22 protein-coding genes are annotated in these 21,302 nt (G+C 69.2%); 20 read left to right on the top strand and 2 right to left on the bottom strand.

Annotated elements, in window-relative coordinates; genetic code table 11:
- Positions 1-75 precede the first annotated feature (75 nt).
- The 20 genes from ACXVUM_RS12780 (at position 76) to ACXVUM_RS12685 (ending at position 18,531) form a co-directional block, all read left to right on the top strand.
- Entirely contained in the window at positions 76-864 is a 789-nt protein-coding gene (locus tag ACXVUM_RS12780) for an enoyl-CoA hydratase/isomerase family protein (RefSeq protein ID WP_458522153.1), read from the top strand.
- 42 nt (positions 865-906) lie between these two features.
- On the top strand, positions 907-1,266 hold the full coding sequence (locus ACXVUM_RS12775) for a Zn-ribbon domain-containing OB-fold protein (protein ID WP_458522152.1): 360 nt from the start codon (positions 907-909) through the stop codon (positions 1,264-1,266).
- Positions 1,263-2,414: a thiolase family protein gene (locus tag ACXVUM_RS12770; RefSeq protein WP_458522151.1), complete on the top strand. Its 1,152-nt coding sequence runs from the start codon at positions 1,263-1,265 to the stop codon at positions 2,412-2,414. The genes ACXVUM_RS12775 and ACXVUM_RS12770 overlap by 4 nt, the downstream gene beginning before the upstream one ends.
- Before the next feature lie 47 nt (positions 2,415-2,461).
- Positions 2,462-3,664, top strand: coding sequence for an acyl-CoA dehydrogenase family protein (locus ACXVUM_RS12765; protein ID WP_458522150.1), 1,203 nt, complete (start codon positions 2,462-2,464; stop codon positions 3,662-3,664).
- Positions 3,661-4,614 carry a phosphotransferase family protein gene (locus ACXVUM_RS12760; RefSeq protein ID WP_458522149.1) on the top strand — a complete coding sequence of 318 codons (954 nt, stop codon included), beginning with the start codon at positions 3,661-3,663 and terminating at the stop codon, positions 4,612-4,614. The genes ACXVUM_RS12765 and ACXVUM_RS12760 overlap by 4 nt, the downstream gene beginning before the upstream one ends.
- A gap of 47 nt (positions 4,615-4,661) precedes the next feature.
- Positions 4,662-5,864, top strand: a complete 1,203-nt coding sequence (locus ACXVUM_RS12755; RefSeq protein ID WP_458522148.1) for an acyl-CoA dehydrogenase family protein — start codon at positions 4,662-4,664, stop codon at positions 5,862-5,864.
- Positions 5,861-6,613: an SDR family NAD(P)-dependent oxidoreductase gene (locus tag ACXVUM_RS12750; RefSeq protein WP_458522147.1), complete on the top strand. Its 753-nt coding sequence runs from the start codon at positions 5,861-5,863 to the stop codon at positions 6,611-6,613. The genes ACXVUM_RS12755 and ACXVUM_RS12750 overlap by 4 nt, the downstream gene beginning before the upstream one ends.
- A gap of 2 nt (positions 6,614-6,615) precedes the next feature.
- On the top strand, positions 6,616-7,416 hold the full coding sequence (locus ACXVUM_RS12745; protein ID WP_458522146.1) for an SDR family NAD(P)-dependent oxidoreductase: 801 nt from the start codon (positions 6,616-6,618) through the stop codon (positions 7,414-7,416).
- 34 nt (positions 7,417-7,450) lie between these two features.
- On the top strand, positions 7,451-9,049 hold the full coding sequence (locus ACXVUM_RS12740; RefSeq protein WP_458522145.1) for a class I adenylate-forming enzyme family protein: 1,599 nt from the start codon (positions 7,451-7,453) through the stop codon (positions 9,047-9,049).
- Between the two features lie 53 nt (positions 9,050-9,102).
- Positions 9,103-9,438 carry an EthD domain-containing protein gene (locus ACXVUM_RS12735; protein ID WP_458522144.1) on the top strand — a complete coding sequence of 112 codons (336 nt, stop codon included), beginning with the start codon at positions 9,103-9,105 and terminating at the stop codon, positions 9,436-9,438.
- A complete protein-coding gene (locus ACXVUM_RS12730) occupies positions 9,435-10,481 on the top strand; it encodes an MBL fold metallo-hydrolase (protein WP_458522143.1) in 1,047 nt (348 codons plus the stop codon). Before ACXVUM_RS12735 ends, ACXVUM_RS12730 begins: the two co-directional genes overlap by 4 nt.
- Before the next feature lie 8 nt (positions 10,482-10,489).
- A complete protein-coding gene (locus tag ACXVUM_RS12725) occupies positions 10,490-11,539 on the top strand; it encodes an NAD(P)-dependent alcohol dehydrogenase (RefSeq protein ID WP_458522142.1) in 1,050 nt (349 codons plus the stop codon).
- 117 nt (positions 11,540-11,656) lie between these two features.
- The gene (locus ACXVUM_RS12720; RefSeq protein ID WP_458522141.1) at positions 11,657-11,935 is read left to right on the top strand and encodes a helix-turn-helix transcriptional regulator; all 279 of its coding nucleotides are present in this window, start codon (positions 11,657-11,659) and stop codon (positions 11,933-11,935) included.
- Positions 11,932-12,627 (top strand): hypothetical protein, encoded by a 696-nt coding sequence (locus ACXVUM_RS12715; protein WP_458522140.1) that lies wholly within the window; start codon positions 11,932-11,934, stop codon positions 12,625-12,627. Before ACXVUM_RS12720 ends, ACXVUM_RS12715 begins: the two co-directional genes overlap by 4 nt.
- Before the next feature lie 34 nt (positions 12,628-12,661).
- The gene (locus ACXVUM_RS12710) at positions 12,662-13,561 is read left to right on the top strand and encodes an ABC transporter ATP-binding protein (RefSeq protein WP_458522139.1); all 900 of its coding nucleotides are present in this window, start codon (positions 12,662-12,664) and stop codon (positions 13,559-13,561) included.
- Positions 13,558-14,856 carry an ABC transporter permease gene (locus ACXVUM_RS12705; RefSeq protein ID WP_458522138.1) on the top strand — a complete coding sequence of 433 codons (1,299 nt, stop codon included), beginning with the start codon at positions 13,558-13,560 and terminating at the stop codon, positions 14,854-14,856. The genes ACXVUM_RS12710 and ACXVUM_RS12705 overlap by 4 nt, the downstream gene beginning before the upstream one ends.
- Before the next feature lie 47 nt (positions 14,857-14,903).
- The gene (locus ACXVUM_RS12700; protein ID WP_458522137.1) at positions 14,904-15,752 is read left to right on the top strand and encodes an ABC transporter ATP-binding protein; all 849 of its coding nucleotides are present in this window, start codon (positions 14,904-14,906) and stop codon (positions 15,750-15,752) included.
- Positions 15,749-16,594, top strand: coding sequence for an ABC transporter permease (locus ACXVUM_RS12695; RefSeq protein WP_458522136.1), 846 nt, complete (start codon positions 15,749-15,751; stop codon positions 16,592-16,594). The genes ACXVUM_RS12700 and ACXVUM_RS12695 overlap by 4 nt, the downstream gene beginning before the upstream one ends.
- Positions 16,588-17,409, top strand: a complete 822-nt coding sequence (locus ACXVUM_RS12690) for an ABC transporter permease (RefSeq protein WP_458522135.1) — start codon at positions 16,588-16,590, stop codon at positions 17,407-17,409. The genes ACXVUM_RS12695 and ACXVUM_RS12690 overlap by 7 nt, the downstream gene beginning before the upstream one ends.
- Before the next feature lie 60 nt (positions 17,410-17,469).
- The gene (locus ACXVUM_RS12685; RefSeq protein WP_458522134.1) at positions 17,470-18,531 is read left to right on the top strand and encodes an ABC transporter substrate-binding protein; all 1,062 of its coding nucleotides are present in this window, start codon (positions 17,470-17,472) and stop codon (positions 18,529-18,531) included.
- Positions 18,532-18,542: 11 nt separating this feature from the next.
- Here the strand turns inward: ACXVUM_RS12685 and ACXVUM_RS12680 are convergent, their stop codons facing one another.
- Both ACXVUM_RS12680 and ACXVUM_RS12675 read right to left on the bottom strand, forming a co-directional pair.
- The gene (locus tag ACXVUM_RS12680; RefSeq protein WP_458522133.1) at positions 18,543-19,811 is read right to left on the bottom strand and encodes an Nramp family divalent metal transporter; all 1,269 of its coding nucleotides are present in this window, start codon (positions 19,809-19,811) and stop codon (positions 18,543-18,545) included.
- 83 nt (positions 19,812-19,894) lie between these two features.
- Positions 19,895-21,292 carry a cryptochrome/photolyase family protein gene (locus ACXVUM_RS12675; RefSeq protein ID WP_458522132.1) on the bottom strand — a complete coding sequence of 466 codons (1,398 nt, stop codon included), beginning with the start codon at positions 21,290-21,292 and terminating at the stop codon, positions 19,895-19,897.
- Positions 21,293-21,302: the final 10 nt, after the last annotated feature.

Raw genomic sequence — 21,302 nt, 5'->3', positions numbered from 1 at the left:
CGGCCTCGACCGTTAGAACTGAATTGAATCCAGTTCAGGTCGCGATCGGGTCGCGATCGATGTCAAGGAGAGAACATGATCGAGACCGACCACATCATCTTGGAGAAGGACGGCCCCGTCGCCCGCGTGTGGCTCAACCGCCCGCACAAGAAGAACGCCGTCACCCCGGAGCTCCTGTACCGGCTCGACGAGATCATCGTCGAGGTCGACAACGATCCCGATCTCAAGGTTCTCGTGCTGCGCGGCAAGGGAAATCAGTTCTGCTCGGGATTCGACCTCGACATCCTGCTCAGTGACTTCGTGGGCACCACCAACGCGATGGACGTCGCAGTCCTCTCGGCGAAGGTCTGCGATCGCCTCTACTCGATGAACACCCCGTCGGTCGCGGTCCTCGAGGACTTCGTCACCGCCGGCGGCTTCGAGCTGATGATCTCGTGCGACTTCGCGGTCGCGGCCGACGACGCCAAGATCGGCGACTTCCACATCCGCCGTGCCCTGTTCGGCGGCGCGGGACCGATCTACCGCCTCCCGCGCATGATCGGCATCCGCAAGACCAAGGAGCTCATGCTCACCGGCAAGCTGCTCTCGGGCAAGGAAGCCACCGAATGGGATCTGATCAACGCGTCGGCGCCTGCCGACCAGCTCGACGAGCTCGTGGCCGACTTCATCGCCCCGATCGTCGACAAGAGCCCGTTCGCGATGAAGCTCACCAAGATGACCATCGACCGCGGTCTCGACGCCGACATCCAGTCGCTGATGGTCATGGAGCACCTTGCAGTCGGCAACGCGCTGCAGTCGGAGGACGCACGCGAGGGCGTCAACGCCTTCCTGCAGAAGCGTGAGCCCAAGTGGGTCGGTCGCTGACCGGCGTCTGACGCCCTCACCGACAGCCTGAATCGACACCGGATGGGACGGGACATGACGGAACCGAGCCTGCAGGGTTCTGAGTGCACGACGTGCGGAACGGTGGGATTCCCCGCCGGCGACCGCTGCGCTCGGTGTGCCACGCCGAGCGTGCGACCCCGGACGCTGAGCCGACGGGGCACGGTGTGGACCTACACCGTGCAGCGGTTCGCGCCGAAGTCGCCGCCGTATGTCCCGCCCACCGGTGGATTCCGACCCTTCGCCATGGGCTATGTCGAACTGCCCGACGGGATCCGGGTCGCCGGGATCCTCGAGGCGGAGTCGTTCGACGACCTGATCGGCTCGGAGGCGACGCTCGTCGCGACCGAACCCGTGCCGCACTTCGAGGTGGCCGGGCGATGAGCGACGACGTCAGCATCGTCGGTGCGGGCCTGTCGAGGTTCGGACGCCAGCCCGGGGTCACCGGGCGCCAGATGGCCGTCACCGCGATACACACTGCCCTCGCCGACGCCGGGATCGGTTGGGGCGACGTGCAGGTCGCCTTCGGTGGCAGCGACGGATCCGGACTGGCCGACACACTCGTCACCGAGCTCGGCCTGACCGGCATCCCCTTCACCAACGTCAAGAACGGTTGTGCGACCGGGGGCAGCGCGCTGGTGTCCGCCGTGAACGCCATCCGTTCCGGAGCGGCGACCATCGCGCTCGCCGTCGGATTCGACAAGCACCCTCGCGGAGCGTTCGACCCGCAGCCCGGCGAGTGGGGTCTGCCCGAGGGATACGGGGAGGCCGGCCTGATGGTCACCACCCAGTTCTTCGGCTCCAAGATCGCCCGCTACATGCGCAACCACGACATCTCCCGCGACACTCTCGCGGCGGTCGCGGCGAAGGCCTACCGCAACGGGTCCCTCAACCCGAACGCGTGGCGGCAGGAGCCGATCTCCGCCGAGGACATCGCGGCGGCGGACATGGTCAACGATCCACTCACCCGGTACATGTTCTGCTCGCCCGGTGAGGGCGGTGCCGCGATCGTGGTCGCCGACGCGGCCACGGCCCGACGGTTGTCCGGCACCGCTGTCCGGGTGCGCGCCATCGCACACCGCACCCGACGGTTCGGGTCGTTCGAGGTCTTCAGTCCCGCCGTGGCCGGCACGGGAGAACCCGTGAGTGTCAGCACCGACGCCGCGACGGCCGCGTTCCGGGAAGCCGGCATCGCCCCCGGCGACGTCGACGTGGCGCAGCTGCAGGACACCGAGTCCGGCGCCGAGATCATGCACATGGCCGAGTGCGGCTTCTGTGAGCACGGCGAGCAGGAGAAGTGGATCTCCGAGGGCCTCACCGAGATCGACGGGCGCCTCCCGGTGAACACCGACGGCGGCTGCATCGCCAACGGTGAACCGATCGGGGCATCGGGCCTCCGCCAGGTCCACGAGATCGTCACCCAGCTGCGCGGGGCCGCGGGTTCCCGGCAGGTGCCCGGCTCCCCGCGCGTGGGGTTCACCCACGTCTACGGCGCGCCGGGGATCAGTGCCTGCACCGTGCTGACGATCTGACGACGCCCGAAACCCCACTCACCACCCCAGCATCGAACGGAACACCGATGACCACCGCAGTGCCCGACCTCGCGACGTTCACCGGCGAGGCGCGGGATTGGATAGCGACCCGTGCCACTCGCCGGACCGAGACCGCGTGGGGTCACGGCGACGACTCCGTCGCCGTCTTCGAGAACTGGACGGCCGAGGAGGAGCGGGCCCGGACCGACGAGATCATCGCCTACGAGCAGGCGAAATTCGACGCCGGCTGGGGTGCCCTGACGTGGCCCGAGCACTACGGGGGCCGAGCACTCCCCCTCTCCTACGAGCTCGCCTTCCGCGACGTCGAGGAGGAGTTCGACATCCCTCGGCGGACCGAGATGTTCTCGGTGACGCAGCAGCTCGTGGCGCCCACCATCGCGCGCTGGGGTACGCCGGAGCAGTGCGATCGCTACGTCGCCGCGATGCTGCGCACGGACGTCATCGCCTGTCAGCTCTTCTCCGAGACCGAGGCCGGATCCGACCTCGCCGCGGTGCGGACCAAGGCGGTCCCCGACGGTGACGGATGGATCCTGAACGGCCACAAGGTGTGGACATCCGGCGCGCGCGTCGCCGACGTCGGGGTGGCTGTCTGTCGCACCGACACCGCCGCACCGAAACACCAGGGTCTGACCGTCTTCCTCGTCCCGATGGACGCCGACGGGGTGTCCGTCCGGCCCATCCGCCAGATGACCGGCGGGTCCTCGTTCAACGAGGTCTACCTCGACGGGGTCCACCTCGACGACGCCCACCGTCTCGGCCCGGTGGGCACGGGCTGGTCGGTGGCCCTGACCGTGCTCGCGGCCGAACGGCTCGACGGTGCGGGTCTCGGCCTGGCGAACGCCGACCAGGCCGTCGAACTGGCCGCCCATCTCGACCGCGACCTCGGCGAGACGGAACGCGATCGTGTGGCGGACCTCATCACACGCAGCGTCGTCCAGCGCATCGCCGGGATGCGCGTCGCGCAGGCCATGGCGTCGGGGACCGAACCCGGTCCCGAGGCGTCCACAGGCAAGCTGCTGGCCACCGACACGATGGCCCGCACGAGCGAGGTCGTCCGCATGTTGCTGGGGCCCGATCTCGTGGCCGACCGCGGCGGCTGGGGCCGGTTCGCCTGGACCGAGCATGTGTTCGGGGCGCCCGGGTACCGCATCGCCGGCGGCACCGACGAGATCCAGCACAACATCATCGCCGAGCGCGTGCTCGGCCTGCCGAAGGAACCACGCCTGTGACCTCCGCACTGCGCGACCGTGTCTCGCGCCATCTCTCCCACTCGGACGGTCTGGCCGTGACCTCCTTCGAGGCGCTGCCCGGAGGGCACTCCGGTCTGACCTACCGGGTCGGGACAGATCGCGGTGATCTCGTGGTCAAGGCCGTACCGGACGGGCAGCGGGCGATCGGTCGGCACGACATGCTGCGTCAGGCCTCGATCCTCACCGCACTGGCCGAGACCGACGTGCCCGTGCCGCGTGTCGTCGCGGTCGACGACGACGAACCCGCCTGGTTCGCGATGGAACTGGTCGCGGGCGAATCACTCGAACCCGTCCTCGACGACCCGCCTGTACCGGGGGACCTCGCCGCCGCCCGGATGCTGCGTGCGGCCGAGATCCTGCCGCGACTGCACCGGGTCGACATCGACGACATCCCCGGCGCGGGACCGGTCCTCGGTCCGGCCGACGAGCTGGCTCGCTGGGCGAAGACCATGGACGCGGTGCCCACCGAACTCGCCCAGGGCGGTCGCGCACTGGTCGAGCTGCTGGCCCGTCGAGTCCCCGATGCGGTGACGCCGGTGCTGGTCCACGGCGACTACCGCCTGGGCAACATCCTGTCCGTCGGCACCGAGCCGAGGGCGCTGATCGACTGGGAGATCTGGAGTCTCGGCGATCCTCGGGTCGAGCTCGGCTGGTTCCTCGTCTTCGCCGACGGCGCGAACTTCCCGGAGGTGGGCCGCGAGGTGGCCGGGTTGCCGGAACCGCACGCACTCGTCGACGCCTACCTCGACGGCGGACCGGCCCTGCCCGACCTCGACTGGTTCGACGCCCTGGGTCGTCTGAAGATGGCCGCGATCATGGGCCACAACCTGCGTCGTCACCGCGAGGGGCGCCACCACGACCCCGACCAGGAGCGCCTACCGGCGACCATCGACCGCCTCATCCGGACCGGGACCGCGATCGTGCGCTGAGTCCGCGACCTCCGACACGCCACCGATCCCCAGCAAGGAGCCTCACCGTGGACTTCTCCCCCTCCGAACGGACACGTGCGCTCACCGCGACGCTCGAGACCTTCATGACCGAGCACGTGCTGCCGGCCGAGCCGGTCTACGACGCGCAGATCGCCGCCAACGACAACCCCCACGAGCAACCCCAGATCATGCGCGATCTCCAGGCCACCGCCCGCGACCTCGGGCTGTGGAACCTGTTCATGACCCACGACGGGCTCGGCGCCGGGCTGACCAACCTGGAGTACGCGCCGCTCGCCGGGATCGTCGGACGGTCGATCATCGGCAACGAGGCGATCAACTGCTCGGCACCGGACACCGGGAACATGGAGATCCTGGCCATGTACGGCACGCCGGAACAGAAGGAGCGGTGGCTGACACCGCTCCTCGAGTGCCGGATCCGATCGGCCTTCGCCATGACCGAACCGGACGTCGCGTCCTCCGACGCCACCAACATCACCTGCACCATCACGCGCGACGGCGACGAGTACGTGATCAACGGACGCAAGTGGTACACGTCCGGCGTCCTGGACCCGGACTGCCGACTCGTCATCGTGATGGGCAAGTCCGATCCGGACGGCCCGACCTACCGGCAGCAGAGCATGATCCTCGTCCCCCTCGACACCCCCGGCGTCGAGGTGCTGCGGGACCTCCCGATGTTCGGGTTCCACGACCGGCTCGGCCACGGCGAGGTCCAGTTCACCGATGTCCGCGTCCCCGTCGAGAACATGCTCGGGGTCGAAGGCGACGGCTTCGCCATCGCGCAGGGCAGGTTGGGTCCGGGACGGATGCACTACGCCATGCGCGCGGTCGGGATGGCCGAGCGTGCCCTCGAGATGATGTGCCGCCGCGCCCAGAGCAGGACCGCATTCGGCGGACCGCTGTCCGATCGCGGGGTCGTCCGCGAGTGGATCGCACGCAGCCGCGTCGAGATCGACCAGATCCGCCTGCACGTCCTGTACGCGTCGTGGTTGATGGACACCCAGGGCAACGCCTCGGCACGCTCCGAGGTGGCCGCGATCAAGGTCTCCGCGATGGAGGTCGCCCACCGCGTCGTCGACCGGGCTGTGCAGACCTTCGGGGCGGCGGGCGTCAGCAACGACACCGTGCTGGCCCGCCTGCACGCGATCACCCGCGCCCTGCAGATCGCCGACGGCCCCGCCGAGGTGCACCTGCGCACGATCGCCCGACTGGAGGTGAAGAAGTACGCATGACCACTGATCTGACCGGGAAGGTGGCTCTCGTCACCGGCGCGAGCCGCGGACTGGGCCGGGCCATCGCGCACGGACTCGCCGACTCCGGCGCCACCGTCGTGGTGGCCAGCCGCAAGCTCGAATCATGTGTCCGCGTCGCGAAATCGCTGTCGCACCTGCGCGGCGAGGCACACCCGCTCGCCCTGCACGTCGGCCGGTGGGACGAGCTCGAACCCGCCATCGACGACGTCGTCTCGCGATTCGGTGGACTGGACATCCTGGTGAACAACGCAGGCATCGCACCACTGGCCGACAATCTGCTGGATGTTTCGGAAGCTCTCTGGGACAAGACCATCGAGGTCAACGTGAAGGGACCGTTCCGTCTCATGGCGGTGGCCGGTGACCGGATGCGGGCGGCAGGCGGTGGATCGATCATCAACATCTCCAGCATCGGAGCCGTCCGGCCCAGCCCGGCCGAGGCGATGTACGCCGCGGCCAAGAACGGCCTCAACGCGCTCACGCAGGCCTTCGCACAGGAATACGCGCCCACGGTGCGGGTCAACTGCGTGATGCCGGGTAGCTTCGCCACCGACATGGCGGAGAACTGGGACGACGACTTCATCGGGCTCGTCACCGATCGCCTGCCCGCGGGCCGGCTCGGACATCCCGACGAGATCGCCGGCATCGTCTGCCACCTCGCGAGTGACGCAGCGGGATACACCACCGGCGCGATCATCCCCGTCGACGGTGGTCGGACGGCGGTGTACTGACGATGGCATCGGACAGCAGCACCGCATCGACCCCGACCCACCCGAGCGCCCGTGAGTTGTTCCGGCTCGACGGTCGGACCGCGATCGTCACCGGCGCGTCCTCCGGCCTCGGCATGGGTTTCGCCGCCACGCTCGCGGACGCCGGCGCGACCGTGTTCGCAGCCGCACGTCGGCTCGACCGACTGGCCGACCTCGCCCGACGGCATCCGTCGATCACCCCCGTGCGCTGCGACGTGACCGATCCCGACGACCGACGCGCCCTGCTCGACGCGGCCTTCGACGGGCGGGACAAGGTCGACGTCCTGGTCAACAACGCCGGCATGTCCGGCCCACCGCAGGCCGAACAGGAGACGGCGGAGGGCTTCTCGGCCCTCCTCGAGCTCAACCTGCTCGCCGGGTTCCACCTGTCGACCGACCTCGTCGGCCGACTCCCCGACAACGCCCCGGCCTCCATCGTCAACATCTCGTCGGTGATCGGGCTGGTGTCGACGGCGCCGATCGGCGGTGCGTCGTACGCGGCGTCGAAAGCCGGCACGCTGGGCCTCACCCGCGAGCTGGCCGGTCAGTGGGGCCGCCGCGGGATCCGGGTCAACGCAGTGGTCCCGGGGTGGTTCGACACCGAGATGACCGACGGCCTGTTCACCAACGACAGATCGGCGAACTGGGTGCGACGGAACACGATGCTCGGACGTGGCGGACGGGACGGGGAGGTGGACGGCGCGGTCCTCTTCCTCGCCTCCTCCGCCAGTTCCTACGTCACGGGTCACACACTGGTGGTCGACGGCGGATGGACCGCACGGTGACCACCACGCGCACCACGGTCGGGATGGAGGTCCGATGAGAACACTTGCGACGCAGTTGCTCCAGCGAGCGGAGCGGACACCGCAGAACATCGCAGTGATCGACCAGCACGGTGAGCACTCGCTCGGGTCGGTGGTCGACGCGGCCCGCGGTCTGGCCGATGCGCTCGCCGATCTCAGCGCCTCGCCGCCGACGGTCGCCGTCCAGGCGGACAACACGTGGCAGACCCTGGCGTGCGCAATCGCCGTCGGCCTGCGGGGCGGCGTGGTGGCCGTACTCAGTCCCCACCTGTCCCCCACCGAGTTCGACCTCGTCGTGGAGGACATCGCACCCGACGTCGTCGTCGCCGATCCTGATGTCCTCTCCGCCTGGGGTGTCGACGACGGTCGATTCCCCACCCGCGTCGACACGCCGGGGCCACGAACGGCGGTCGCGACCGCCGAGACGCGCGACATCGACCGCCGGGGGGACGGCGCGGTCATCGCGATGACCGCGCCCTCCCCCCAGCGGTCGATGTCACGCATCTCGCCGGTCGCGACCGCCGAGACGCGCGACATCGACCGCTGGGGGGACGGCGCGGTCATCGCGATGACCTCGGGGTCGACCGGCCGGGCCAAGTGCGTCGTCCAGTCCGAGAGCGCCATCCGCTACGCGGCGCAGTGCACCATCGACACCGTAGGGCTGCGCGCCGGCGATGCGGTGGCGGCCTTCGTGCCGCTGTCGTCGGTGGCTGCGGCATGCTTCGGCATGTATCTGCCCGCACTCCTCGACGCGACGATGGTCTGTATCGAGAAGTGGTCGCCGACAGCGGCTCTCGCGTCCCTGCGGGAACACTCCGTCGCGTGGACCATGCTGGTGCCGACGATGGCGCTGCAGATGTCGATCGCCGAGGGCTCCGAGACACCGTTGACGGCGATGCGCGCGATCACCGTGGGCGGCGGTCCGATGAACGTCGCGGCCCTGCAGCGCGCGGAGGCGACGCTCGGCACGACGTTCCTGCGGGTGTTCGGCATGTCGGAGTGCCTGGGTCACACGACCCCGTCGCTGACCGACCCACCTCCTCTGCGACTCGGCCGCGACGGACGACCGTTCCCCGGCACCGTGGTGCGCGCGGTCGCGGCCGACGGCTCGCCGCTGCCCGCCGGGGAGATCGGCGACGCCCAGGTGCGGGGTCCCTCACTCTTCGTGGGCTACGCCCGCGAGGGTCGACCCCAGGCGCCCGACCTCACCGAGGACGGCTTCCTGCCCACCGGAGATCTCGTCGAGGTCGGCGACGGCGGATTCATCACCGTCATGGGACGCCAGAAGCAGATCATCATCCGCGGTGGCCGCAACATCGACATCAACGAGGTCGAGAGCGCGATCGCCGGACTGCCGGGTGTCGTGCAGGTGTGTGTCGTCCCGGTACCCGACAGCCTGCTGGGTGAGCGCGCGGCCGCGCTGGTCGTCGCCCAGGACACCAAGATGACGCTCGCCTCGGTGACCGACCAGCTCGACCGCACGGGGTTCCCCAAGTCGAAGTGGCCCGAGTACGTCTTCACCGTCGACGACCTGCCCCAGAACCGGGTGGGCAAGCTGTCCCGACGGGACGCCATCGCGCTCGCGAGCCGACTCGCCGGCACCCCCACCCACTGATCGAACCCCACCACCTGATCGAACCCCACCACCTGATCGAACGAGGAGGACCCGTGTTCAACCTGATGGTGCTCGCGGCACGACCGAGCGACTGGACCCACGAACAGTTCATCGACTGGTGGCGCGGCGAGCACGCCGAGGTGACCTACCCCCTGCCCGGGCTGATGCGCTGGCAGCACACCGAGATCGTCGATGCCGCCGACGAGCGGTCGTCCGGGTGGGATGGCCTGTCGGTGTTGAGTTTCGCGTCTCGTGATGCCCTCGAGGAGGCGCTGCGCAGCCCGGAGTGGAGCGCGGCGGTGGAGAACGTGGGCACGATGCGCGGACGACGGATGATCTGGTACGGCGACGAGAAGACGATGGTGCCGCTCGCCGATCCCACGTCGTGACCAGGTCCTCCCCGGCCTGGACCGAGCCCGGCTGTCACGTCGTCGTCGACGGCGTCCATCGGATCCCGCTCGAACTCCCGAACGATGCGCTGCGCGCGGTGAACGTGTATGTGCTGGAGACCGATCGGGGCATCGCCCTCGTCGACGGCGGATGGCACCTCCCCACCACGCACGAGGAGTTGCGCAGCGCCCTGAGCACGGTGGGGCGGGTACCGGAAGACATCCACGATGTGTTCGTCACCCACATCCACCGTGACCACTACACGTTCGCAGTCGAGTTGCGCCGCCGCGTCGGGTGCCGCGTCCATCTCGGGATCGCCGAGGCACCGGGTCTCGATGCGGTCGCACGGATCGCTAGCACCGTCCCCGAGACGTCGCTCAGACAGGCTCGGCGCGGTGGCGCACCAGAACTCGCCGACGCCGTGTACCGGATCACGGTCGACGAGCCGTTCGACGTCACCGACTGGGAGCATCCGGACGAGTGGATCCGCCCCGGACCGCTCGCCCTGCCCGGTCGACATGTCGAGGCGGTCCACACGCCCGGACACACGAAGGGCCACATGATCTTCCGAGATCTGGACAACTCCGTGTGTTTCACCGGCGATCACGTCCTCCCCACCATCACCCCGTCCATCGGCTTCGAACTCGGCGACTGGGATCTGCCTCTCGAGGCATTCCTCGCGTCGCTGGGTCTCGTGGCGTCCGATGCCGCCGACACGATCGCACCTGCGCACGGCCCCGTCGGAGGGCGGGTGGACGACCGCGCTCGTGCGCTGATCGAGCACCACCGACGACGCTTCGACGAGATCCTCGACATCGTCGAGGCGGCAGACGCGGAGCTGACCGGATCGACGGTGGCCAGGGCGTTGCGGTGGACTCGGCGGGATCGGCCGTTCTCCGATCTCGACACGATGAATCGGTTGATCGCACTGTGCGAGACGATGGCGCATCTCGACGTGCTCGCCGCCCGCGGCCGGGTCGGCGTCACCACCACGGACGGGGTCGATCGGTTCCGCACCCGGCAGCGGTCGGCGATCGGGTGACGACGACGATGCGCGCCGTCCAGATCACCGACTGGGGTGCGAAACCGGTGGTACGCGAGGTCCCCGAGCCCGCCCCGTCGGGTTCGGAGATCCTGCTTCGCGTCGATGCCGCGGGCCTCTGCCAGTCGGACCTGCACGTCATGGACGCGCCTCCCGGCACGTTCGACTATCCGCTCCCGGTGACCCTGGGCCACGAGGTCGCGGGCACCGTCGTCGCGGTCGGCCCGGACGCAGACGCGTCGTGGATCGACACCCCGGTCGTCGTCCACGGCATCTGGGCCTGCGGCCACTGCCGGAACTGCGGGCGCGGGCGGGAGAACTACTGCCTCTCGCTGCTTCCCGGCACGGACGGGCGATCGGCTCGTATCGGCAACGGACTGGGACATCCCGGTGGTCTCGCCGAGCGGATGCTGGTGCCGTCGGATGCCGTGCTGGTCCCCACCCGCGGACTCGATCCCGTTCGGGCCGCGCCACTCGCCGACGCCGGATTGACGGCGTACCACGTGATCTCGTCCAACTCGGATCTGCTGGACGCGTCCACGGTCGCGGTCGTCATCGGGGTCGGGGGCCTCGGTCACATGGCTGTGCAGATCTTGCGAGCACTCGGCGTCGGGACCGTCCTCGCCGTCGACATCCACCCTGGACGACGGGAACTCGCGCGCGAGCTCGGCGCAGACTCCGTGAGTCCCTCGGTCGCGGACGCGCTCACCGCACTACACCGTCACCGCGGCGCCGACCTCGTGCTCGACTTCGCCGGCGCCGCCTCCACGGTCGAACCCGGCCTCGAGATCCTCGCCCCGGGCGGGCGGCTGGTGGTCGTCGGCAGCGCCGGCGGGCGCGTACTGGTGGGCAAGGATCGGGGGCTCGCACCCGGGTGGCAGGTGAGCGCCCCGTTCTGGGGGACCCGGGACGACCTGGCCGCCGTGGTCGAGATGGCCCGCGCGGGTGACCTCACCGCGGAGACGACCACCGTCGTCCTCGACGAGGTCCCCGACGCGTATGAGCGGCTCCGCCGCGGCGAGCTCAGCGGTCGCGGCGTGGCACTCCCGCACCGGTAGCAAGCGCACCGCCGGCAAGCGACCTCGCCCGGTCTCGGCACCGGGCCGCTCGATGCTCGGTCGCCTGTACACCGTCGTTGGTTGACATTCTGTTGTGTTTTCCTAACACTGTGTTGTGTGAGTCCAGTCCGACGGGGTGCCCAGCTCCCCATCTACAACCGCATCGGCGTCCTGCGCGCCGAACGCCGCATGTCGCGGGCAGAACTCGCCGAGGCCGTCGGGATCAACGTCCAGTCGGTCGGCGCGCTCGAGCGCGGCGACAACTACCCGAGCCTGGACCTCGCGTTCCGCATCTGCGCCGTCTTCGGCCTGCCCGTCGAGGCCGTCTTCAGCCGGACCGAGTTCACGGCCATGTCGACCGAGCTGTACGCCAACCGCAACGGGAGCACCTCATGAGCGATCCGAACTCCGCGATCCCGGACCACGTGAAGCCGGCCTTCTGGGTGCGGTACGAGGCCTGGCGTGTCCGCCACTACGAGAAGGCCCAGGCGAAGAACGCCCACCGTCTGCCCGGCATGCGGAATCGCCGCGGCGCCCGGATCCTGGTCGGTGGTGTGCTGACCTCCCTGGCGCTGCTCGTCGTCGCCACCGTCCTGTCCTTCTTCACCGCGGCGTGGTTCTTCATCCCCTACATCCTCGGGCTGTTCGGCATCCTGGGCTTCCTCAAGCTGCTCGGCATCGTCACCGGGAACATCGCCGAGGCGCCCGTCGCATCACTGGACGAACTGCAACTGGCGAAGCGGAACTCGGCCCGGTCCATCGGCTACATGGCGGTGTTCAGCCTGATGTTCGTGCCCTACATCGTGTTGATCCTCGTGGGCTCGGCGCGGGACTCCGTCAGTGGGCAGACCGTGTACGGCTTCGGCGTCCTGCTCATCACGATGCTGCTCATCGGAACCTGCAGTCCCACCATGCTTCTCGCGTGGTGGACCGAGGACCCCGACCCCGAGGACTTCGCCGAGCCCGACACGCCCGCGCCGGCGGCATCGCCCACCCCACCGTCCCGCGTCAGCGCAGACGCCCGTCCGTCCACCCGACCCGACGACACCGACTCCCCCCTCGATCCCCCGGCACCGGCCCCCTGGTGACCGGATCCCTGACCCCACCACAGAGAGGACGATCGTGAGCGACCCCCTGATCATCGACCGTCTCACCAAGCGGTACGGCGACCTGACCGCGTTGCGGGACATGACCTTCACCGTCCACCCGGGCGAGATATTCGGGTTCGTCGGCAGCAACGGCGCCGGCAAGTCGACGACGATGCGCATCGTGCTCGGGGTGCTGTCGGCGGACTCCGGCACCGTCTCGCTCGGCGCCCGCCCGATCGACCTGGCCCTACGCCGGCGCATCGGCTACATGCCCGAGGAACGCGGCCTGTACCCGAAGATGAAGGTCGGCGAACAACTGCAGTACCTCGCCGAGCTCCACGGCATGTCCCGGTCGCAGGCAGCGTCGACGGTGCGTGACTGGCTCACCCGGCTCGGCATCGCCGACCGCATCGACGACGCGGTCGACGATCTCAGCCTCGGCAACCAGCAGCGCGCCCAGCTCGCCGCCGCGCTCGTCCACGATCCGGCGGTCCTCGTCCTCGACGAGCCGTTCTCCGGACTGGACCCGGTGGCCGTCGACGTGATGAGCGACGTGCTGAAAGAGAAGGCGGCCCAGGGTGTCCCGGTCGTCTTCTCCAGTCATCAGCTCGACCTCGTGCAGCGCCTCTGCGATCGCGTCGGCATCATCGCGAAGGGCGAGATGCGTGCCCTGGGCACCGTCGACGACCTGCGGACGCACGGCGGCAGCGAGATCGAGATCACCGGCCCGTCGACCGCGACCGGCTGGGCCGACGGCCTGACCGGCGTCGCGTCGGTCCACTACACGGGTCCGGACACGACCGTGGTCGGCGTCGCACCCGGGACCGACGATCAACAGATCCTGCGAACGGCACTCCAGCACGGGCCGGTCCGACGGTTCACCCCGCGCACCCCCGACCTGACCGAACTCTTCCGAGAGGTGGTGTCGGCATGACCCACACAGTGACCCCCGACCCGACACGACCCGCCCCCACACAGGGCACCGACACCGGTGGCGCGCGGGCCGTCGCGCTCGTCGCACGCCGCGAGATCACCACACGGGTCTCCACCAGATCGTTCCGGATCATCAACGGGCTGCTGCTGGTCCTCATCGTCGGCGGCCTGATCGTCGCGGCACAGTTCGTCGGCAAGGGCGGCGACGACACCCCGAAGATCGGTGTCGTCGCGGCCTCGGGCAGCACCGTCTCCGACGCACTCACCCAGGCGGGCCGTCTCATCGGCACCGGCGTCGACGTCCGTACCTACGCCTCCGCCGACGAGGCCCGCACGCAGGTCGAGTCCGGTGACGTGTCCGCGGCACTGATCGCCAACCAACCGGGCGCGCGGACCGCGTTCACCGCGATCACGAAGGACGGACTGTCCGGGTCGACGGAGACACTCGTCCGCACCGCCGTCTCCCAGTCCGGTCTGCGCGCGGCCATCGCCGCCGCGGGCGCCAGCCCCGTCGCCGTCACCTCCGAGGCGGCCGCGTCGTCGACGCTGTCGGTCACCGAGACGAAGGTGACGAAACCCGACGAGGGCCAACGCCTCGCCATCGCCTACATCGGCGTCTTCCTGCTGCTCATCGTCATCATGCAGGGCGGCGGGATGATCGCCTCCGGCGTCGTGGAGGAGAAGTCGTCGCGGATCGTGGAGATCCTGCTCGCCACCATCCGGCCGCTGCACCTGCTGTGGGGCAAGATCCTCGGCATCGGCGCCATCCTGCTGGGCCAGTTGGTGGTCCTCGCCGGGGCCGGGTTGATCACCGGGACCGCGACCGGACTGCTCACGGTCCCGACGACGGCCTTCTCCATGTTCGTGGCGGTGATCGTGTGGTTCCTGCTCGGCTTCCTGTTCTTCGCCACGCTGTACGCCGCAGCCGGGTCGATGGTCTCGCGGCAGGAGGAGGCGGCATCGACGACGCTGCCGTTGACCTTCCTCGCGCTCGGCGTCCTCTACGCGGGGATCTTCGGGATCAACGCGATCACCTCGACGCCGATGACGGTGCTCAGCTGGATCCCACCGTTCTCCGCCTCCCTCATGCCCATGCGGATCGCGACCGGGGACGCCGATCTCGTCCAGATCGTCGGCACCGTCCTGATCATGGTCGCCGCCTGCGCGGCGACCACCTGGGCCGCCTCGCGTATCTACCAGCGGTCGATCCTGCGCACCGGTTCCCGCGTGAAGTGGTCGGAGGCCCTGTTCTCACGCACGCCGGAGACGACACGGACCCCGGTCGAGACGGCGTAATCGCGAGGTAACACCGCAGCAACAGCCGGCTCCTACCGTCAGCCCTCATGACGCAGGAGCCGACCACCCCGGCACCGGTGTCGGCACGGGTCCGCCCGGCCGGCACCGGTGTCGACATCTCCGGCCTCACCAAGACTTTCGGTTCGCGAAAGACCTCGGTGACGGCGCTGGAGGACGTCACCCTCCAGACTGCCGAGGGGTCGTTCCTGTCGCTGCTGGGCCCGTCCGGATGCGGGAAGTCCACCGTCCTGCGGATCCTCGCGGGACTCGAGACGCCCAGCGCCGGCACGGCGCTCATGAACGGCAAGTCACCGCGTGATCTGCAGCGCGATCACGGCCTCGGCATCGCGTTCCAGGACTCCGCACTCCTGCCCTGGCGCAGCGTCGAGTCGAACATCAAGCTCCCGCTACAGGTGGCGCGCATGCCCGCCGACGACGATCTCGTCGCCGAACTCATCGAGCTGGTCGGCCTGTCCGGATTCGAGAAGGCCAAGCCCGCGACCCTGTCCGGCGGCATGCGCCAGCGTGTGTCCATCGCCCGCGCGCTGGTGGTCCGGCCGACGGCCCTGCTGCTCGACGAACCGTTCGGCGCGCTCGACGACATGACTCGACAACGCCTGAACGACGAACTCCTGCGGATCTGGACCGAGAAGCCGGCCACCACCCTCATGGTCACCCACGGGATCGCCGAGGCGGTGTTCCTGTCCGACGAGGTGGCCGTCATGAGTCCCCGCCCGGGACGCGTCGTCGAGGTCCTGCCCATCGACCTCCCGCGGCCCCGCGTGCCCGAGATGCTGCGGACACCCGAGTTCCACGCACTGCACGACCACCTCAGCGGCGTGCTGTTCGGTCGCCGTACCGACACGGCCGCCGTGTCGACCGGGGCGTCGGGATGACCGCGGTCGTCGAGCCCACCCCGTCCGACATCGCCGCCGAACCGGGGCCGCTGCCCGGCACCCGGTGGTCGGCTGCCCGGACCGCCGGCTCCCGCTGGGGGGCAGGTGCGCTCGGGATCGTGGCCGTCGTCGCGCTGTGGACCGTGGCCGGCGTGTTCGAGTGGTTCCGCGGGACCATCCCGACACCGGTCGCCGTGCTCCGTGCGATCGGCGACCAGGGTGGCGACTTCTACGCGACGAACGTGACGCCCACCGTCGAACTGGCGCTGCGGGGGTTCCTGTGGGGCAACGCACTCGCCATCGTCGTCGCGCTCGTCGTCGTGATCGTCCCGGCGGTCGAGGGCCTGGCGACACAGCTCGCGATCATCAGCTACTGCACCCCGCTGATCGCGGTGGCCCCGATCATCCAGGTCGCGTTCGCCGAGGTGCAGACGATGATCGTCTTCCTCGCGGCGATCTCGGTGTTCTTCACGACGATGATCGGTACGCTCTCGGGTCTACGGGCGCCGAAACCCGCCGAACTCGATCTCATCCGGGTCTACGGGGGTGGCCCGTTCGCACAGCTGATCCGGGTCCGTGCCGTCACGGCGCTGCCGAACACACTGGCGGCACTCAAGATCTCGGCACCGGCCGCTGTGCTGGGTGCCGTTCTCGGCGAGTTCCTCTCGGCACCGGAACAGGGGATCGGACCGGCCATGATCCTCGCGCAACAGCAGGCCGCCATCCCGCAGGTGTGGGCGATCGCGTTGATCGCCGGGGCGATCGCCGGCATCGGGTACGCCGTCATCGCCGTGCTGGCGCGCTTCGTCGAGCGGTGGGCCCGTGGGGAGCGCGCATGGTGAGCTCGACGTACCGCCCCACCCTCGTCGGACGTGTGGGGCCGACCGCGCGACTGCTGGTGTCGTTGCTGGGATCCCTGGTCCTCATCGTCGTGATCTGGATCCTGTTCCTGCTGGCCTTCCCGGACATCGGGCCGATCATCGGTCGCACGCCGATCGACGTGTTCCAGTACCTGTTCACCGCACCCGACGCCGCATCCGACCGTGCAGAGCTTCTCGACCGACTGTGGATCACGCTCGGCGACACCGGGATCGGGTTCGTCACCGGGATGGTCGCGGCGATCGTCGTCGCCGGGGTCTTCACGCTGTCGCGCCCGGCCGCGCAGACCTTCATGCCGATCGCGATGCTGATGCGGTCGGTGCCACTGGTCGCGATCACACCGCTCATCACGATGATCGTCGGCCGCGGACCCGCCTGCGTCGCCGTGATGGGCGGGATCATCGTCTTCTTCCCCGCGCTGGTGATGATCATGACCGGACTCGCCGGCGCCCCACGCCAGATCTCCGATGTCATCAGCGCGTACGGGGGCTCCCGAGCTACGACGCTGCGCATGGCGGCGCTGCCCGCGGCGGTCCCGTCGCTGTTCGCCGCGGCGAAGATCTCGGTGCCCGGCGCCATGATCGGCGCGACCGTCAGCGAATGGCTCGGCACCAACAAGGGTCTCGGCGCGAGCCTGCAACAGGCGCTGCCCGCAGCGGCCTACGACGAACTGTGGGCCTCGGTCGTCGTCATCACCGTCAGCTCGATCGTGCTCTACGCGATCGTCGGGGTTCTCGAGGCCGTCGTGCTGTCCCGTATGGGCACCGCACCGTCCTGACCACGCCGATCACCCGACCACCACCACACCCACGACCACGCCCTTCCGAACGGAGATCCCATGTCCCTCAGCGTCGACCGTCGTTCCTTCCTCCGGTACTCGATGCTCGCCGGCGGCGCAGCCGGCGCCCTCGGCGCGTCGGGTGTCCTCGCCGCCTGCAGCAGCGGGTCGTCGTCCTCGTCGTCGGGGGGTGCCAAGAAGGTCCAGCTGTCGTGGATCAAGAACATCGAGTTCGCCGGCGAGTACCACGCCCTGAACAAGGGGTACTACAAGGCGGCCGGGTTCACCCCGGACCCGGAACTGGTGACCGGAGGCGGCGCGGGTACGGGCGTCGAGACGGGCCTGACGTCGAACAAGGTGTGGATCGGGATGACCGCACCGCAGCTCACCGCTCCGGTGATCCTGCAGGGCGCCAAGCTCAAGACCGTCGCCGCGACCTACCAGAAGAACCCCTTCTGCATCATGTCGTCGGCGAAGACCCCCATCACCACCCCGGCCGAGATGAAGGGCAAGAAGATCGGCGTCCAGGCGTCGAACGAGAACGTCTTCAAGGCGCTCCTCACTGCGAACAACCTGACGGAGAACGACGTCGACAAGATCACGGTCCAGTACGACCCGACGCCGCTGACCAAGGGCGAGGTCGACGGTTGGGTGGCCTACAGCACCAACGAGCCGATCACCCTCGCCGCGCAGGGTTTCCCGACGGCGACACTGCTGTTCGCCGACCACAACCTCCCGCTCGTCGCCGAGACCCTGGTGGTGCGACAGGAGACCATCGACTCCGAACGTGACCTGTTGAAGAAGTTCCTGAAGGCCGAGATCCAGGGCTGGAACGACGCCGTCGCCGATCCGCGCGGCTCCGCGGAACTCGCCGTGAACGTGTACGGCAAGAACCTCGGACTCAAGGTCGACGACCAGACGAAGGAGGCGACCGCGCAGAACGACCTCGTCGTGTCGGCGGACACCAAGGCAAACGGTCTCCTCACGATGACCGACGCGTTGATCGACGAGAACATCGAGGCACTCGCGAAGGCCGGATACACCATCAAGCCCGCCGACATCTTCGACATGTCACTCATCACCGAGGTGTACCAGGAGAACCCGGACCTGAAGAAGGCGTAGGTGCGACGGGTTCAGCCGATCCCGGTGACGGTCAGCACGATCAGGGCGAGGTTGAGCAGCACCACGACCGACGCGATGACGATCGCCACGGCGCGGAGCACGCCGGAGTCGGCGAACGATCCCATGAGCGACCGGTCCCGGGTGAACCGGCCGAGCGGGATGATCGCGAAGGGGATGCCGAAACTGAGCACCACCTGGCTGATGACCAGGGCCCAGGTCGGGTCCACGCCGCTGCCCAGGACGGCCAACGCCGGTACCAGGGTCACCAGGCGCCGGACCCACACCGGGACCCGGACCGCCAACAGCCCCTGCATGATCGACGCCCCGGCGTAACAGCCGACGGAGGTGGACGCGAGACCCGACGCGAGGAGCCCGACCGCGAACAGGACCGCCATCACCGGCCCCATCGCGTCACCGACGGCCCGCTGCGCACCCTCGATGGTGTCGGTCCCCTCCCGGCCCTGCAGGTTCTGCGCGGCGAGCAGCAGCAGTGCGATGTTCACCGCGCCCGCGATCACCAACGCGCAGACGACGTCCCACCGCGTCGCCCGCACGAGGCGACGGCGTCGGGCGTCGTCGACGCTGGGCCCGTGACGGTCGATCACGAGGCTCGAGTGCAGGTAGATCGCGTGCGGCATCACCGTCGCACCGAGCATGCTCGCGGCGAGCAGGACGGTGTCCGTGCCCTGGAGCCGAGGCACGAGGCCACCGAGGACGTCACCCGGCGACGGCGGTCCGACGACCAGCCCGGCGAGGAAGCCGATGACGATGATCAGCAGCAGTGCCGCGATCGCCGACTCGAACATGCGCTGACGGCTACGCGACTGGAAACCCAACAGCGCCATGGACACCGCACCGACGATCACGCCGCCGACGACGAGCGGGAGGTCGAACAGCAGGTGCAGTGCGATCGCGCCGCCGACCACCTCGGCGATGTCGGTCGCGGCCGCGACGACCTCGGCCTGTGCCCAGAACGCGAGACGTCGCCGGCGCGGCAACCGCTCGCCGAGCAACCCGGGCAACGTCTTGCCGGTGACGATGCCCAGCTTCGCCGACTGGTACTGGATGACCACGGCCATCGCACATGCGACGACGAGCACCCACACGAGCAGGAATCCGTACCGGGCTCCGGCGGTCACGTTCGCGGCGACGTTGCCGGGGTCCACGTAGGCGATGGCGGCGACGAACGCGGGTCCCAGGAGCGCGACGCCGGCGAATCGTGAGCCGCGCGACCGCGGTGGGACCGGTTCGGTCACCTCCGGATCGGTCCCCAACGTCATCGGCACAGATTGGCACACGCCCCCGCCGGTTTCAAACCGGGGCGAACAATTTTCTTCGGTCGTCCGAAATCAGTGCCGTGCGGTCAGCGTTTGACCTTCTCGTACCGTGCGAGGGCCTCCTGCCGCTCGGCCTTGTGGTCGACCATCGGCTCCGGGTAGTCGTCGGGGCGGTCGTCGCCCGGCTGGTGGACGGCCTTGCCTGCGATGTCGGCGAGTTCGGGGACCCAGCGACGGACGAAGTCGCCGTCCGGGTCGAACTTCTCGCCCTGCGTCGTCGGGTTGAACACCCGGAAGTACGGCGACGCGTCGGTGCCGCACCCGGCGGTCCACTGCCACCCGTGCTGGTTGCTGGACATGTCCCCGTCGGTGAGCTGGTCGAGGAAGTACCGCGCACCCCACTGCCACGGGAGGTGCAGGTCCTTGACGAGGAACGAGGCGACGATCATCCGCAACCGGTTGTGCATCCAGCCGGACTCGTTGAGCTGCCGCATCGCCGCGTCGACGATGGGGAACCCCGTCCTCCCCTGCTTCCATTGCTCGAACGCCTTCTCGGCGTCGGTGCCGGTGTCGACCTCCATGTCGTCGAACGCGGAGTTCCAGTTCCACCACGAGCTGCGCGGCCAGTGGTCCATCACCGTCGCATAGAAGTCACGGAAACAGATCTCTCGGATGTAGCCGGTGGCACCGTCTTTCGACGCCTTCTTCTTCTCGAGGCGGACGAGGTCGGCGAGCATCGTGCGCGGATGGATGTTGCCGAACTTCAGGTGCGCCGACATGCGGCTCGTCGCGTCCAGGTCGGGCCGGTTGCGCACGTCGTCGTAGTCGGCGACGGAGTACTCCGCGAAATCCTCGGTGCCGTCGACGTACTGCTTCCACCGGGCGAGCGCGGCGGTCTCGCCCGCCGGCTGCGGCAGCTCGACGCCCGGGTCGGGGATGTCGGCGGCCTTCAGCTTCGAGGTGGTCACATCCGAGGGATCGACCCAGTCCGCAGTCGACGCACCGGTGTCCGCGGGCGAGTGCCACCCGTGCTCACGCCAGGCCCGGAAGTACGGGGTGTACACCTTGTACGGCTCGCCGTCGTCCTTGGTGAGGCGCCCGGGCGTGACCGCATACGGCGATCCCTGCGACGCCAGCTCGACGTCGCCGAGGGCCTCGGCGACCCGCTTGTCGCGGGCGGTGCCGTACGGGGTGTGATCGCTGGAGATGTGGACGCTGGTCGCATCGATCGCCTTCGCGATCTCGGGGATCAGGTTCTCCGGTTTGCCGCGGACCACCAGCAGGCGTCCGTCGAGCTGGTCGGACAGATCGCGCAGCGAGTCACCCAGGAACTGCACCCGACGCTCCCCGGAGGACGAGAGCAGCGTCTGGTCGAGGACGAAGCAGGCCAGCACACGATCGGCGGCCTCGGCGGCGTCGAGGAGGGACGGCAGGTCCGCCAGACGCAGGTCGCGGCGGAACCAGAGCAGCGCGGTGGTCGTCATCACCCCATCC

The sequence above is a fragment of the Williamsia sp. SKLECPSW1 genome, from assembly GCF_054332755.1.
The sequence above is the reverse complement of the archived record's forward strand: the minus strand, read 5'-3'. Positions and strand labels throughout refer to the sequence as shown.